The sequence below is a fragment of the Pectobacterium sp. S5 genome (assembly GCF_051707265.1).
GTDB classification, from domain to species: Bacteria; Pseudomonadota; Gammaproteobacteria; order Enterobacterales; family Enterobacteriaceae; genus Pectobacterium; species Pectobacterium polare.
This window is the reverse complement of the sequence record NZ_JAULSZ010000001.1, coordinates 219,582-233,782: the sequence shown is the minus strand read 5'-3', so window position 1 is coordinate 233,782 and position 14,201 is coordinate 219,582. Positions and strand designations below refer to the sequence as shown.

The window sequence follows — 14,201 nt, the reverse complement described above, 5'->3', positions numbered from 1 at the left end:
CTTTTTCTTTATGGATGACCAATGCTCTGTGAACCGGGGATGAGCTGGAAGTACATGTGTTCGGGAATCGGGCTGTCCCAGCCGCCGATGTACATCGCAAAGCCGATCATGCCGAAAAGAATACCGAGTACCAACACCGTCATCGCAATACCGGACAGTGCAGTTTGTCGCCATAGCGGTTTAGTTGTTTCGCTGCCTTTTTCCTGCGAGCCTGAGGGCTTCATCAGCGAGAAATGGAGCGTTGAGGTCACCGGGCAGGATTCGACGCAGGTCATACAGGCCGTGCATTCCGCCGTTCTCACCTGAATCAGTTTATCTACCGGAATGTTAGATGGGCAGGCCTTGGCGCACTTGCCACAATCGATACAACTGGTGGTATTGCGACGAATCTTGAAAGGCGACAGCAGCGAAAATACCCCCATGAGTGCACCGTAGGGACAAAGGTAGCGGCACCAAAAATGGCGGACGAACAGGCTGACAAACGTAAAAAGAAAAACGCAGGCTAACGTGATGGTGCCGATATTGCGGAAGAAGCCGAGCATTTTGACGTCGGCGATCAAGCCGTAGGGCGACATCAGGAACATATAAATTCCCTGTGCTGGCATTGATAAGGCGATATAGAGGAAAAAACCTAGTAATAGATATTTCAGGCTACGCAGCGGAATATCCAGCCACTTCGGAAGAATGAAATGACGTCCAACTATTTTCTTCCCCACTGCGCCCACCCACTCGGAAATCGTGCCGATAGGGCACAGCCAGGAGCAGAACGATTTCTTCAGCAACAGGCTGGTGAGAATAAATGCGATAAGTAATAGCATTGACGCAAGGTGGATAGGGGGAAAGTTACCCGTTTCCCACGTGAATTTAACGTTCATCAATCCGGCAATTGGCAGCCAGCCTTCAATACCACCGGGCCTCGACATATAAAGGCTCGTTCCGCCAGTTTCAAAGTAGCGTACCCAAAAATAGAAGGTGATGCCGATATAAACGTTGAACGCCAGTAGCAGGATTTGCGTCGCTCTGCGCCAGGTCAATGCATTGCGCCAGTCATTCCAGGGAAGTTTACCGCCAGTGGTTCCTGGGCGGCGTTGCCACCGCTTTCTTGCTTTCTCGCTCATTGCTCTCAATTGCCCCCATTTATTTTTTTCACTCGGCGCTTTCAATACACCGAAGGGATTGTGGGGCAACGTTATCACGCTCGGAATGGTTAAAAATTGATTTATGCATTGTAAATGCATGTTTGTGATTTTTTTAGCTGATCGATTTGAATGAAAACCGCGGAAAGCGTGCAGAAGGACGATTTTTCTAAGAGCAAAATGAGAGATATAAAAAAGAATGGATACGCAAACGTACCCATTCTATTAATTACCAGACGGTATTATCTTTGAATATATCTTTTATGCTTCAAATTGCGTATGTTGCTCGACGTCAGCGTATAGGAGTATCTTGCGACATTTGCACAATTCTTATGATTTAGGTCATTTTTATTAAAAACAAAGATTATAGTTATTATTAAATCATCTTTTTTTATTGTTTTCTTTTAATTAGCGCCTGAGATTTTAATTCATGATTTTTTGCATTATGACTGGGTATGCTGTTTTTCCTGTAGTTCCTCTTTTCGCATCGTTCTGACAATTTTATAAATCCATTGCAGTGAGACATTATATTTTTTAGCCAGAGCGCTGTGATTGCGCCCGTCAAACTCTTCATAGATTTGAAGGTCGCGTTGAGACGCGCGCCAGGAAATTCCCATCGGGAAATAAACGTTTTGCCCACCCCATACGGTCATCATATGTTTGGCAACGGCATTGCCGACCAGCTCAGCGGTTTGTGGATCTAACTCCGTGACGTTTTTGACCGTATCGGCAACGTGTTGAGAAAGTTCGACCAGAAGCTCAGGACCTTTACTGCGAAATTGTGGTTCAGTCATAAATCACCCTATTGTTATGTGTTGTTACTGACGTGAAAACTGGGTTGTTGCCTTTGCAGGGATGCCCTGCTGCCATGTGTCTATTTAAAACTATAGTTGTTTTTGTGTCAACATCTTTAGTTTTAATTTGAGTTGTTTTTGGTTGTAAAAAGAAATGACAACCCGCGAGGCTACACGCAAAAGAGGCCAGATGAGGGGCAAAAAAAATCCCGCCACAGGGCGGGAAAGGAACAACATAGACAGGATGAATAACACAACATCAACAAGGGTTGATGAAACAATAGCACGGGGATTGTATAAAACTGTTGCGAGTAGGTAAGGTTACTTGGGCGGGGGTAAACGTTTTTTAGCGCTGAAACGTTTATTGGTAAAGCGGTTACTGGCAGCCCTTTTATTGGCAAAACATGTATTGATAAAACAAGCCGGTGTCCGTATTGGTCCACCAGCTTTGATGAGAGAAAAAGAGAGAGCTATGATGGCGGGATACCCGCCAATATCGGACTACAACAGCACCGAATACCAGAACACGCGGCCAATGATCTCGACGTCGGATTCGTAGGCTTCTTCGTCAGTCTCGCGATTGAAGCTATGGATGACGAGAAGACCGCCTGGTTTGCGGTAAAGTTGTTTGATTCGTTTTAGTTTGTCGTTGCCGCCGCCTTCCTGAGCGATGGCGTAGAGCTTTCCATCAATGATGCGTTTGTTGTTGGTATCAACCGCGACGGTCGTTCCATCAGGAATGATGGGTTCCATACTGTCACCCGCAGCCGGGAAGCAAAGAACGCCTGAACCGTCCGTATTTGCACCAACCTTACGCAGCGTAGCTTTGGAGAAACGGAGCTTAAAGCCGTTGTAATCCTCACTTTGAATGCGTCCGTCGCCGCAGGCAAACTCAATATCCTTTAAAAAGGGCACTTCCACCTCGTCCTCTGATAGTTCTGTCGTGCTGTCCCAAGCTGATACGGTGCCCCATTCGGATTTTGGCGGAATGCTGGGTTCCTGAAGCGAGCGAGTGACTTCGCTGCTACGCATTGGGTCTTCGCCGTTTGCCAACCATTCAGGACGAACATGTAGTGCATTGGAAAGCTCAACAATTTTGGTTGTCTGCGACGCTTTCCCCACCTCGATCTTCTGTATGGCGGCTTGAGATACGCCAATTATGTCGCCAAGTGCTTTTTGGCTAAGCCCTTGTGCAGTTCTGGCGGTCTTTAATCGTTCTGCAAGTGTCGTTTTCATCCGTTCAATGTACAACCTAGGTTGTCATTTATCAAGCAGGTATTAATCTTGTTTAAAAAAAACCAACGTCATGTCACGCCGATATGTGCAAAAGACACACATGGATACAACTTTAAAAACGATTTAAGTTGTTTTTAAGGCAAAGACTCTCATGGATACATGGGATAACATCAAAGTAAGCACTATCGCTCAATTATCAAAAATCCTAATAAGTATCAGGCAGCCATAGTATCGTCTTATTCCACCCCTGATTTGCTTTAAACGTGAGCGTCACTTGATCTAAATCACAATCTGAACGTATGCATTTTGCTTTTATGGAAATCCCGCTGTGGGAAATATAACCAATAAATTCGTTTCATTAAGCATACGCATGACTGCGTGTCGCGGAGGATGTATGTCTGTAATTCGCACGTGTTTAAGTCTGTTTGGTGGTGATACGGTAATTGTTCGGTGTACAAATACATTTGAAGTGCAAATGAGCAGTAGTGAACAGGCAACCATGACCGAAGAGAATAGTGCAACGCAGGATTCTATTTGCCGTCATGCAGAAGGCGAAGTGTATTTAACTGTTCCTTATACCGGGATCTGGGATGTCGTGATCCGAGCAAAAAATGATACACCTGAGCATTCAATAACCTATTTCCCCGCCTGATGACGTTCTGGTTGGTTATATTCTGTTAATAACTTGATAATACGTTGTCGTTATCTGGTCATGAGCACTTGAATATACCAACCTTCTCCTTCCTTTTCTTCCCCCATCGCTCAACGTTGTGAGTACGTCGGTATCTTTCTATTTCGCTTTTCATCTATTATCTTAATTGATTCTTTCACTTGTTATTATTAATGATTTTCAGGGAGGATAGAGTCTGGATCTTTTGCCATACTCATACCCAGCCACCATGCATTTTGACTCTTGGCAAGATAGGGGGCTTTGGTTTGCTAACGTTGGTTTGCTGTTCTTATCGTGCTCATTACTGCAACATTTTGGATTTATCGCTAAATTTTTGTCTAATCTGAACATTAATACGGTGGGAGGGGGGAACCCATGAGTCGTGCCCCAATAAGCAAAGATGAAGACAAACGTCTTGCTGCTCTTCGTGAGTATGGAATTAAGAACGTATTATTCGACCCGGGTTTGAGTAACCTGATTAGTCTGGCCGCTAACATCTTCAGCGTGCCTATCGTTTTGGTGTCGTTGGTAGAGGCTGAACGCCAACTGTTTGCCGCGAGCGTGGGCGTTCCTTTTTGCGAAACGCCTCGCGATATCTCTTTTTGCGCGCATACGATCCTAAAGAAAAAGATCATGGTAGTGCCCGATGCCCTTAAGGATGCGCGTTTTAAAAACAACCCGCTGGTTGTGGGCGTTCCCTACATTCGTTTTTATGCCGGTATTCCATTAATTACACCGTCCGGGCATGCCATCGGCACCTTGTGCATTATCGATTTGAAACCCAGAACGACATTCACCAAACGTGATGAACATAATTTGCAGGATCTGGCTTCATTAGTCATGGATAAGCTGGAGATGCGACGTCTGGAACTGGCGCGGAAAGCCAGTCAGGTGCGTTTTGAAAATATTGCCAATACCTCGCCCGATACCATTTTGTGCGTTAATGAGAAGGGGATGATCACCTTCTGGAATACCGCCGCGGAACACATGCTGGAATATACTGACGAGGAGATTATTGGCCGCAGTATTAATACCATCGTGCCCGATGCCTTTGTTGTGCAGCTCAATCATCTGGTCACCGATCGGGATTCGCTGATGAAAGGCGTGACGCTGGAACTGAACGTACAAGCCAAAAGCGGTAGCCTGGTTCCAGTCGAATTGTCGGTTTCGATGTGGGAAGACAACGACAATGTTAGCTATGGCGCGATACTACGTGACATTACAGAACGGCGGCGCAATGAAGAGCGGCTGTTTTTGCTGGCGCATTTGGATCCACTAACTGGATTGGCAAACCGCACGTTGCTGACATCCAATCTGGAAACTGCACTAAAGAATGAACCTGCGGTTTGTATCATGATGGTCGATCTGGATGGGTTTAAGGATGTGAATGACAGTCTGGGGCATTCCAGCGGCGATAATATTCTGGTGCATGTCGCCAAAAAAATAAAAGCCACGGTTCGCTCCGGTGATGTTGTGGCGAGAATGGGTGGGGATGAGTTTGCGCTGCTGTTTCCCGGTCTGAGTGACAAAAAGGTCGCGGGCAAAATTGCCGAGCAAATCATCCATGAAATTTCGCAGGCGATGGTTATTGACGATCATCAAATCAATATTAGTGCCAGTATTGGCGCGGTGCTGTACCCAGAATACGGGCTGACCGTGCAGGACCTGTTAACCAGTGCGGATTTAGCACTGTATCAGGCGAAGTCTGAAGGTCGAAACTGCTACCGCTTTTTTACGCGCGAGCTGCTTGAGGTCTTTCAGGCTAAGCATGCCTTCCAGTTAGAATTTGTGCGCGCTTACGAGCAGCATGAGTTTGAGATGTTCTACCAGCCACAGGTCAAACTGGCGACGAATGAGATTGTGGGTGCCGAGGCGCTGCTGCGCTGGCGTCATCCGGAAAGAGGGCTGCTTAGCCCCGCGGCATTTCTTACCGCATTGGAAAACGGCCCATGGGCAGAACGAGTCGGTGATTGGATCGTCGAAACGGCATGCAGGCAGGCGGCGGAATGGAGACAGGCGCGCGACAGCTATTTTCGTATCAGCATTAATCTTTTCAGCGCACAGTTTCGTACTGGTATGTTGGCACAAAAGATTATGGATATTCTTGCGCGTACTGGGTTACAGCCAAGTTCGCTGGAGCTGGAAATCACGGAAAATATCATCCTGCGTTACGACGAAAGTATGTTGCAGCCGTTAAATACGTTGCGTGAAGCGGGAATCGGTATTGCCTTTGATGACTATGGAACGGGCTATGCGTCGCTCAGTATGCTTAAAAACTACCCGGTGACTCGGCTGAAGATCGATCAAACTTTTGTCAGAACCATGTGCGAGTCGCCGCCGGATGCGGCGATTGTTCGAGCGATCCTGTATCTCGGGAAAAGTTTCGGTCTGGGTGTGATTGCAGAGGGTGTGGAAACATTAGAGCAGAGCGAGCGTCTGCGGGGTAAAGGGTGTGAGGAAGCGCAGGGATATCTGTTTGGACATCCAATGCCTGCCGAGGAATTCACCCAGTTACTGAAACTGAATAAGCCAATAGACGTTTAAGCAAGATAGACGAACAGCGGTTTTACCATCCCGCCTCACCAGAAAGCCAGCGTCCGCTGGCTTCTATACTTTGCGCTCCCCGCGCGGTTCACAGACTAAAAAGTGGAATCTGGATCACATTTTTTCTATAGTGCTGGCTCGTAACCCAGTACCGGATGTCCCGTGCACGAAATATTTGAGATGCTCCTTGCGGTCTTTGACCGCGCCGCGCTGATGCTGATTTGTCTATTTTTCCTGACAAGAACGCGTCAGTTCCGGCAATTACTGCAAAAAGAGCAGCATTCGCCAGGAGAGCGGGTGACGGTGACGGCCATCTTTTCGCTGTTTGCGCTGTTTGGTACGTATTCCGGCATTAATGTTGAAGGGTCGCTCGTCAACGTGCGGGTGATTGCCGTGATGTCCGGCGGTATTCTCTTCGGTCCTTGGGTCGGCATTGCGACGGGTATCATTGCGGGGGCACATCGTTATCTCATTGATATCGATGGCATCACCTCCGTACCTTGCCTGATTACCAGCATCATCGCCGGTATCACTTCCGGCTACATCAATAAAAAAGTCAAAAAAGAACAGCAGTGGAGCATCGGGATTCTGGGCGGCATGCTGTGTGAGTCGTTAACCATGCTGCTGGTTGTAGCATGGGCGACGCCAATCGAGTTAGGGCTGGATATTGTTTCAAAAATTGCGGTGCCGATGATTCTTGGCTCCATTTGTATTGGCCTGATCGTCCTGCTGGTGCAAAGCGTGGCGAATGAAAAAGAGGTCATTGCTGCCAGACAGGCTAAACTCGCGCTGGATATCGCGCATAAGACACTGCCATATTTCCGCAATATCAACAGCGATTCACTGACGGCTATCTGTAGGATCATTCGGACTGAAATTAATGCAGATGCGGTGGCAATAACGAACACGCAGCACATTCAGGCGTATGTGGGGATTGGGGAAGAAAAGTATAATATCGGCCACGACATTATCAGCCCAATGACGCAACAGGCGATTCATGACGGGAAAATCATCATTAAAAATAATGATGAACAGCACCTGACGCCGGAAATCCATTCGATGATCGTCATCCCGCTGTGGGAACATGGGCAGGTAACCGGCACGCTGAAAATCTATTATCGCCATGCGCATAAAATTACCTATTCATTACGCGTGATGGCCGTCGGTTTATCGCAAATCATGTCAACGCAAATTGAAGTGTCCCGCACCGAGCAACTGCGTGATATGGCAAATAAAGCGGAGCTGAGAGCGCTGCAAAGTAAGATCAATCCGCATTTTCTTTTTAATGCGCTGAATGCGATCTCCTCATCTATTCGTATTAATCCCGATACCGCGCGCCAACTGGTGATCAACCTGTCTCGCTATTTGCGCTATAACCTCGAACTCAACGACGATGCGCTGATCGATATAAAGAAAGAGCTGTACCAGATTCAGGATTATATCGCGATTGAGCAGGCGCGGTTCGGCGCCAAGCTAACGGTGATTTACGATATCGACGACGATTTAGCGTACAAAATCCCCAGCTTATTAATTCAGCCGTTGGTAGAAAACGCGATTGTGCACGGTATTCAGCCTTGCAGAGGCAAAGGAACCGTTGTGTTATCCGTGAAGGAGCAGGGCGATAAGCTGCTGGTGGCGGTAAAAGACACGGGTAATGGCATTAGTCAGGAAACGATGGATCGCGTCGCGCGTAACGAATTGCCTGGGAATAGAATTGGTCTGCTGAATGTCCATCACCGGGTTCGCTTGCTCTATGGCGACGGTTTGCATATTCGCCGTCTGGAACCTGGGACTGAGATTTATTTCTACATCCCACGAGAAGATAAAACCCCGTCGGCGTTGCCGGATGCCGTTCAGGTGCCGCAGCCGGGATATTCTGCTGCTGAACAAACAGGAGGCAACCCATGAAAGCCATTATTGTTGAAGATGAGTTCCTCGCGCAGCAAGAGCTGAGTTACCTTATCAAACAGCACAGTGGTATTACGATTGCGGCGACATTCGATGACGGGCTGGATGTACTGAAATACCTGCAACATAACGACGTCGATGCGATCTTTTTGGATATCAATATTCCTTCGTTAGATGGCGTCTGGCTGGCGCAAAATATCAGCAAATTCGCGCATAAGCCTTACATCATTTTTATTACGGCGTACAAAGAACACGCAGTTGAAGCATTTGAAGTCGAAGCCTTCGATTACATTCTTAAGCCGTATCATGAATCACGCATCATCACGATGCTGCGTAAACTGGAAACGACCTGGCAACAGCGGCAAATGGCACCTGCCGTTGAAACAGGCACGCTGGCGGGGACTCCGAGAGGCGCACAGCAAACCATTAATTTGATGAAGGACGAACGGATTATCGTCACGGATATTAACAATATCTACTATGCGGCCGCGCAGGAAAAGGTCACGCTGGTTTATACCCGGCGTGAGGAATTCATCATGCCGATGAATATTACGGAGTTTTGCAGCCGCTTGCCGGAAGACTATTTCTTCCGCTGCCATCGTTCTTACTGCGTCAACCTGACGAAAATCCGTGAAATTGTGCCGTGGTTTAACAATACCTATATCCTGCGATTGAACGATCTGGATTTTGAAGTCCCGGTAAGCCGAAGCAAGATAAAGGCGTTCAGGTCATTGATGCGTCTTTAACGGCATTTCATTCCGCGTTTCAGGCATCTCATTCCCCATTCGATCAACCACTGTCAGCCCGCTTGTATACTGGCCTCAGCCCATAAGCTGACAGTGTTTTGATGGATTTTCTCTTCTCCACATCAGCTTATATTTTTTAGCGTGCCGAGTGAATCGGACCAATTTTGATGTAGGGGAAAGCCCATGAATACCAAACCTGTAAACCGGGGATTGATTGTCCTCGGTACTATCATCACCCAAATGGGACTCGGCACGATTTACACCTGGAGTTTATTCAACCAACCGCTGGTGGACAAATTCGGCTGGACGCTGAGTTCAGTGGCGACGACGTTTTCCATCACCAGTTTCTGTCTGGCCTTTGCCACGCTGTTTGCCGGTAAATTTCAGGAACGTATTGGTCTGCGCCGCTTAACGATGATCGCTGGTATCGCGCTGGGTGCAGGGCTGATGGCGAGTGCAGCAAGCCCGTCTCTGACGCTGATTTATCTGCTGATGGGGGTTGTTGTCGGTTTTGCAGACGGCACGGCTTACATTACGACACTGTCCAATTTGATCAAATGGTTCCCTAACCGCAAAGGGCTGATTGCGGGCATTTCTGTTGGCGCATTTGGTACCGGAAGCCTGCTGTTCAAATACGTGAACAGCTTCTTGATTGCGGAAGTCGGTGTGTCAGAAGCCTTTTTCTACTGGGGCATTATCGTCATGGCGATGATTCTGGTCGGTAGCTCACTGCTGAAAGAACCTGCTGCGATACCCGTTCAACAGGCTGCGGTTCAGGGGCAGACGCGTGATTTCTCGCTGGCTGAAATGTTGGCAACCAAAGAATCGTATTTGCTGTTTATTATCTTCTTCACCGCGTGTATGAGCGGCCTGTATTTGATCGGCATTGTGAAGGATATCGGTGTGCAAATGGCCGGAATGGATATGGCAATGGCGGCCAACGCCGTGTCTGCGATTGCGATTTTTAATACCGTCGGACGTATTGTGCTTGGCGCGCTTTCCGATAATGTCGGACGTATGCGGGTGATCAGTTTTACCCTGTTCGTGACGATTCTGGCAGTATCCGTGATGACATTCCTGCCGCTTAATCCGCTTCTGTTCTTTGCCTGTGTCAGCGCCATTGCCTTCTGCTTTGGTGGCAATATCACCGTGTTCCCAGCGATTGTTGGTGACTTCTTCGGCCTGAAAAATCACAGCAAAAACTACGGCGTGATTTATCAGGGGTTCGGTATCGGTGCGCTGTCTGGCTCGTTTATTGCCGCGCAGTTAGGGGGCTTCCAGGCCACCTTTATGGCCATCATCATTATGTCGGTTATCTCGCTACTGATTACCCTGTGGGTGAAACCACCGAAACATCAACCCGTTGAGGCCTCAATGCGTACGGATATGGCACACGCACAGAGCTAATCGAATACCGTGGCGGGCAGTCGAAAGGCTGCCCGCCACCACATTTTTCTGACATAAGGTTTTTCTGCCACACGATTTCCCCTCACTTACCTGCTGAAATATCGCGATACAGTTCATCACTCCCCGATCATCTACGTGTCACAGGCGAACCCTAGCGTCGTTATCAGCACGCCTTTTTCCTAAAACACGTTTTCCAAAATGAAATTTTCCTAAAAGCAACGCGATTTTCCTAAAAACAAATCGTACCGGAGAAAACATCATGATGATTCGGTTTGGGTTCACGTCTGTTTTTTTAATGCTGTTAAGTGCGGCCTTGTTCATTCCGCTGTCTGCCAAGGCGGCTGTTGAACTGACGTTTTGGCATGGTATGGACAGCAACCTGAACACGGAATTGATTCGGCTGGTCAACCGGTTTAACGAGTCTCAGACGATGTATCACGTTGAGCCTATCTATAAGGGCAGCTATGAACAGACGCTGGCTACTGGTATTGCGGCTTACCGCACGGGTAACGCGCCAGATATTTTGCAGGTTTATGATGTCGGTACACCGAATATGATGCACAGCGGGGCGATTATCCCGGTGTTCGATTTGTTCAAGCTGGTTGGTATCGATAATGACGAAAAAGCCTTTTTGCCTGCAGTGGAGTTGTTTTACAGCGATAGCCAGACTGGGCACCTGATTTCCCAGCCGTTTAACAGTTCAACCCCCGTCCTCTACTACAACAAAGATGCGTTTATTAAAGCGGGGCTCGATCCTGATAAGCCGCCACGCACCTGGAATGAGCTGGCGTACGACGCGATGCGGCTGCGTGAGAGTGGAATGACATGCGGCTATACGAATGCAGGTCAGCAGGGCTGGATATTACTGGAAGCCTTTAGCGTCTGGAACGGATTGCCGATTGCGACGAAAAACAATGGCTTCGATGGTGTCGACGCGCACCTGTTGGTGAATGGTCCGTTGCAGGTTGCGCACATCACCCAGCTTGCGGAGATGATGAAGAAGAAGGAATTCAGCTATTTCGGCCGCAATGATGAAGGCACCACGCGCTTTTATAACGGTGACTGCGGAATATTGACCACGTCATCGGGCGGGCTACGCAAGATTCAGAACTATGCCAAATTTCACTACGGTGTCGGTATGTTGCCCTACAGCGAAGAAGCGAAAGGTGCGCCGCAGAATACGTTCATCGGAGGGGCAAGCCTCTGGGTCATGAAAGGGAAAGCGGCATCGCATTATCAAGGGATCGCTGAGTTCCTGCATTTCCTCACGCTGCCGGAAAATGCCGCAGAATGGCATCAGATGACGGGCTATCTGCCCGTGACACAGCCTGCCTACGATCTCACGCGCGAGCAGGGGTTTTATGCCCGATATCCCGGCAGCGATGTTGCCATGAAACAGCTCACTAATAAACCGCCACTGCCTTATACGCGTGGGTTCCGCTTGGGCAACATGCCGCAAATTCGTACCATTATGGATGAAGAACTGGAGAAGGTCTGGGCAGAACAAGAAACGCCGCAGCAGGCGCTGGACAATGTGGTTTCGCGGGGCGATCTCCTGTTGCAGCATTTCGCGCAGTCGGTTTCTCGTCACTCGTGATATTTCCCGTTGATTTGGAGTTTTCGACAGATGACAAGGCAAAATAGAGGCATAACTCAGGACGTGATTGCGGCGCAAAACGCGACGGTTCTGGCAGTGGCACATCGCGGCGTGTGGGATTCGGCACCGGAAAATTCGCTGGCGGCGCTGCGTGAGGCGATTCGTCTGGGCGTTGATATCGTGGAAATTGATGCGCAATTAACGGCAGATAGCCACGTTGTCGTGATTCATGATGATACGCTCGATCGCACGAGCGATATGCGCGGCTGCATTGGCAAGATGACGCTGGCGGAGATTCGTCAGGCTCGTCTACGCGGGAGCGATGGCGGTTCTGCATGGCCATTGAGTAACGAAAAAGTCCCGCTGTTGTATGAAGTTCTCGAAGAGGCGCGGGGGCGTATTGTCATCAATGTGGATGTCAAACATGAGCAGGAATTTGGTGTGATTGCCCGCGATATTCGCGATAAAGGCCTGAGTACTGGCGTGATCATGAAAAGCCCGGTTGATCTTGCCTCTGCCCGTTTTCCCCTTGCATCACCGTCGCTGGATACCCAGGTGCCCTATATGCCAATGATCCACCTCAAACGGGGGGAAACTGTCGATATTTTGCGACAGATTGATGATATTGGCGTCGGCATTGTTGAAGCCAATTTTGATCATATTGATGCGGTGACCGAAGCGTATGCCGAGTTTCAACGGCTTGGGGTACGGATTTGGGTGAACACGCTGGATTGCTCGCATTCGCTCGACTATAGCGACACGCGAGCCTTAGACGAACCTGACGCCGTATGGGGCGCATTAATTCGCGCTGGGGTGGGGGCGATTCAGGTGGATCACGCGGCCGAATTTATCGAATTTCGCTCAACGTTATCACGCTGACATATCAGGATTGACAGCAGGCAGGATGCCGCTTTCCTTTTGAAACGTGTAAAGTTATGTGGATTTAGTCACTGAAAAGTTAAGAATGCTTGAAAATGCCACGGCAACCCATACGATGTATGGGTGCAAACTTTATCTTTCTGCAAGAGGAAATCAGACCTTTATGATGCGTATTGCGCTTTTCCTGATCACCAACCTGGCGGTGATGTTGGTTTTCGGGCTGGTACTCAGCCTGACGGGAATTCAGTCCAGCAGTGTCCCGGGCTTAATGATTATGGCTGGACTGTTTGGCTTTGGCGGTGCGTTTGTTTCATTGCTGATGTCTAAATGGATGGCGTTACGGTCCGTTGGCGGTGAAGTCATTGAACAACCACGTAACGAAACTGAACGCTGGCTGATGGAAACGGTTCGTTCACAGTCACAGCAGGCTGGGATCGCGATGCCGCAGGTAGCAATCTACCATGCACCGGACATCAATGCGTTCGCAACGGGAGCCCGCCGTGATGCGTCGCTGGTGGCCGTGAGTACCGGTTTACTGCAAAACATGAGCCGTGATGAGGCGGAAGCGGTTATCGCGCATGAGATCAGCCACATCGCGAATGGCGATATGGTGACGATGACGTTGGTTCAGGGGGTCGTAAATACCTTCGTTATCTTTATCTCTCGTCTTATCGCGCAGGTTGTTTCCGGTTTCCTGTCCGGCAACCGTGACGAAGGTGAAAGCAGCAATGGCAATCCGCTGGTTTACTTTGCTGTCGCCACCGTGCTGGAACTGGTGTTTGGTATTCTTGCCAGCATCATCACCATGTGGTTCTCACGCTACCGTGAATTCCATGCGGATGCCGGTTCAGCCAAGCTGGTGGGGCGCGAGAAAATGATCGCTGCACTGCAACGCTTGAAGACCAGCTATGAGCCGCAGGAAGAGAGCAGCATGATGGCTTTCTGCATTAACGGAAAATCGAAATCCTTCAGCGAACTGTTCATGTCACACCCGCCGTTGGATAAGCGTATCGAAGCGCTGCGCTCCGGCGAATACCTGAAGTAATTTACGATATTATCTTCTGAAGCTATCTTCCCAAAGGCCCATTCGGGCCTTTGTTATTTCTGCGTTTATTGGTTCATCGTTCCTGCGTTTTCTCTGCCCGAATGTTTTCATTCGATCTGAAACAGGTGGTGAAAATATGAAGAATGTTTTATAAAATAAAACCACGATCACGGAAAAATGAAACATTGTTTCTATAATGCCGATATAACAGGCGTCTCGCGTGAGATTGGTGGCCTGAT

General features: G+C 48.7%; 11 protein-coding genes. 8 read left to right on the top strand and 3 right to left on the bottom strand.

Going from position 1 to position 14,201, the window contains the following annotated elements:
- Positions 1-8 precede the first annotated feature (8 nt).
- The 3 genes from QWJ20_RS01115 to QWJ20_RS01105 form a co-directional block, all read right to left on the bottom strand.
- On the bottom strand, positions 9-1,118 hold the full coding sequence (locus QWJ20_RS01115) for a 4Fe-4S binding protein (protein ID WP_433991659.1): 1,110 nt from the start codon (positions 1,116-1,118) through the stop codon (positions 9-11).
- Positions 1,119-1,579: 461 nt separating this feature from the next.
- On the bottom strand, positions 1,580-1,930 hold the full coding sequence (locus QWJ20_RS01110; protein WP_039531329.1) for a Mor transcription activator family protein: 351 nt from the start codon (positions 1,928-1,930) through the stop codon (positions 1,580-1,582).
- 501 nt (positions 1,931-2,431) lie between these two features.
- Positions 2,432-3,166, bottom strand: coding sequence for an XRE family transcriptional regulator (locus QWJ20_RS01105; protein WP_039531333.1), 735 nt, complete (start codon positions 3,164-3,166; stop codon positions 2,432-2,434).
- 394 nt (positions 3,167-3,560) lie between these two features.
- Between QWJ20_RS01105 and QWJ20_RS01100 the strand changes: the two genes are divergently transcribed.
- From QWJ20_RS01100 to htpX, 8 genes are all read left to right on the top strand, one after another.
- Positions 3,561-3,818 carry a hypothetical protein gene (locus QWJ20_RS01100; RefSeq protein ID WP_072013010.1) on the top strand — a complete coding sequence of 86 codons (258 nt, stop codon included), beginning with the start codon at positions 3,561-3,563 and terminating at the stop codon, positions 3,816-3,818.
- Between the two features lie 393 nt (positions 3,819-4,211).
- A complete protein-coding gene (locus tag QWJ20_RS01095; protein WP_433991658.1) occupies positions 4,212-6,380 on the top strand; it encodes a sensor domain-containing phosphodiesterase in 2,169 nt (722 codons plus the stop codon).
- Between the two features lie 162 nt (positions 6,381-6,542).
- Positions 6,543-8,288, top strand: coding sequence for a LytS/YhcK type 5TM receptor domain-containing protein (locus tag QWJ20_RS01090; RefSeq protein ID WP_433991657.1), 1,746 nt, complete (start codon positions 6,543-6,545; stop codon positions 8,286-8,288).
- Entirely contained in the window at positions 8,285-9,034 is a 750-nt protein-coding gene (locus QWJ20_RS01085) for a LytR/AlgR family response regulator transcription factor (RefSeq protein ID WP_433991656.1), read from the top strand. Before QWJ20_RS01090 ends, QWJ20_RS01085 begins: the two co-directional genes overlap by 4 nt.
- Positions 9,035-9,217: 183 nt before the next feature.
- Entirely contained in the window at positions 9,218-10,441 is a 1,224-nt protein-coding gene (locus tag QWJ20_RS01080; RefSeq protein WP_203470047.1) for an L-lactate MFS transporter, read from the top strand.
- 259 nt (positions 10,442-10,700) lie between these two features.
- Entirely contained in the window at positions 10,701-12,038 is a 1,338-nt protein-coding gene (ugpB, locus tag QWJ20_RS01075; RefSeq protein WP_052235270.1) for a sn-glycerol-3-phosphate ABC transporter substrate-binding protein UgpB, read from the top strand.
- 30 nt (positions 12,039-12,068) lie between these two features.
- Positions 12,069-12,917, top strand: coding sequence for a glycerophosphodiester phosphodiesterase family protein (locus tag QWJ20_RS01070; protein WP_433991655.1), 849 nt, complete (start codon positions 12,069-12,071; stop codon positions 12,915-12,917).
- Positions 12,918-13,080: 163 nt separating this feature from the next.
- The gene (gene htpX, locus QWJ20_RS01065) at positions 13,081-13,962 is read left to right on the top strand and encodes a protease HtpX (protein ID WP_095699346.1); all 882 of its coding nucleotides are present in this window, start codon (positions 13,081-13,083) and stop codon (positions 13,960-13,962) included.
- Positions 13,963-14,201 lie beyond the last annotated feature (239 nt).